This is a genomic window from Mesorhizobium sp. M4A.F.Ca.ET.050.02.1.1 (assembly GCF_003997725.1).
GTDB lineage: Bacteria > Pseudomonadota > Alphaproteobacteria > Rhizobiales > Rhizobiaceae > Mesorhizobium.
The window spans coordinates 1-2,093 of the sequence record NZ_RZSG01000940.1 but is presented as its reverse complement, the minus strand read 5'-3'; the positions used below and the strand labels follow the sequence as shown (position 1 = coordinate 2,093).

Annotated in this window: 1 protein-coding gene; it reads right to left on the bottom strand. The window is 62.3% G+C overall.

Annotation, left to right across the window (positions count from 1 at the left end; all coding sequences use genetic code 11):
* The coding region (locus EOA33_RS33390; RefSeq protein ID WP_145989447.1) for an adenylate/guanylate cyclase domain-containing protein at positions 1-1,812 on the bottom strand (1,812 nt) is incomplete at its 3' end.
* Positions 1,813-2,093 lie beyond the last annotated feature (281 nt).

Sequence of the window (2,093 nt, the reverse complement as noted above, 5' to 3'; positions counted from 1 at the left end):
CTTGCACACCGTCTCGATACGCGCTGCGGTGTTCACTGCGTCGCCCACCGCCGAATAGTTGAATCGCGACTCAGCACCCATGTTTCCGACGCAGGCGACGCCGGTATGGATTCCGATGCCGATGCGAACCGTCTGCTCGGCGCCGAATCCGAATGCGTCGCTTTCGTTGAGGCGAGCAATCGTCTCGCGCATGGCCAATGCCGCGCGAACGGCTTTGGCGGGATGATCGGCGACATCGATCGGGGCATTCCAAAAGGCCATGATCGAATCGCCGATGAACTTGTCGAGTGTGCCTTCGTTGGCGGTGACATGACGGCTGAGCGCGTCGAGAAGCGTGTTCAGAAACCGCACGACGGCGGTGGGCGGCAGTCTTTCGCTGATCTCGGTGAAGTTGCGTACATCGACAAACATCACGGTCAGCTCGCGGTCGTCGCCGCCAAGACGAAGCGCGTCGCGGGTGTGCTCGATACGGTAGAGCAGCGATGGCGACAGATATTGACCGAAGGCCCGCCGGATCGCGCGCCGCTCCCGGTCAGTCACCAGGAAGCGGAAAGAGGTGGTCGCGAAATGCGTGATCGAGCCCATGACGATTGGCGCAAACGGGTCGAACAGCAGTCCCGCAAGCGAAAAGGCAAGCCATGATGCGACGAGCGCCATACCGGTGATCGCCAGGCCGCAGGCGAGAGCAATCGCGGGGCTTACGAAAATCGTGAGAAGCACCAGAAGGCTGCCCAGCATCGCGATCGACGCGATTTCCAGCCCGTTTGCCCAGTCGGGCCGCGACAGATAGTGGCCGGACAGTACCTGTTCAACCATCTGCGCGTGGAGCGAGACGCCCGGCACGTTCTCACCGAGCGCCGTGACACGAATATCCTGCAGCCCGGCGGAGGAGGTGCCGACAAACACGATGTTGCCCTCGATCGCGGCCCTTGTTTGGGGCGAGACGCCATTGGGTGCAAGCACGTCCTTCGCCGAAACATACCGTTCCGCCCTGTCGGGACTGACATAGAGCCAGAGTTCGCCTGCCGAGGTCACCGGGATAACGAAGTCGCCGATCTTGACGGAGGTCATTATGCCCTGCCCTTCCGGCGCGCCGGCAATCAGATAGGTGGAGGCGCCCTGCGCTACCCTCATGGCTTCGAGAGCAAGACCCGGATAAAGCTGCTCGCCATCAGTCAGAAAGAGTGGAGCTGTCCTCACGACAGCGGTCGATTTGCCTGGATTGAGGCTGATATGTCCGATGCCGGCGGCATTGGCCTCAAGCTGCGGCCGCAGCGGTGTGGCTGCCCTGATATGGGGAGGAGCATCGACCGGGCTCTCGCCCGTAAAGGCAATGCCAGCCTTCACCTGCGGATGATAGTTCCCTTCGTTGGAGATGCCGTAACCCAGGACAACCGGCTTGCCGGCGATCGACCGGGCGAAGATCTCGTCGTTGTCGGGCAGGCGATCGAGCAGGGCAGGATCGATGCCTGGCACGTCGCGGACAACACTGCGAGGCGACAGACGATCGGGTTCGGCGAAAAGGATGTCGAACGCGATGACTGCCGCGCCAAGCTCCGTCAGTTTGTCGACCAGAGCCGCCATGCGATCCCTGGGCCACGGCCACTGCCCGAACTGCCGCAATGAAGCCTCGTCTATGTCGACCACGCGGACGGGCATCGCCTCGAAGCTGCGAGGTGCCAGCCGCTGATATTGGTCGAACGTCGCTTCGCGGGCGAGTCTCAACGGCTGCGGGTCGCTCGCCCGGACAATGGTAAGCGCCGCTACCAGCGACAAGCCCAGGATGACACCGGCCAACTGAGCGCGTGTCATGACTTCTGCACCAGTTGCCGTGCCGCGAATCCGTCCTGCATGGTCCCGCCCCGGGAAGTAGCTTCTCGAACCCCAAGCCTAGGCTGCATTGTTCCCGGCGAATACGCAATCGCCAACCTAGCAGGCAACGCCGAAAGGCCTAGCGCCGGCTCCTGAGATTGAACAGGTTAAGTGAGCATGCGCACGCGCAAGGCTTCGAGTTGACTGGTGTTCTTTGCACTAGGAAACGGCTCGAAAAGCCACCCTCTGCGACAGCCCCCCGCCCGCCCTGTTCTCTAGAG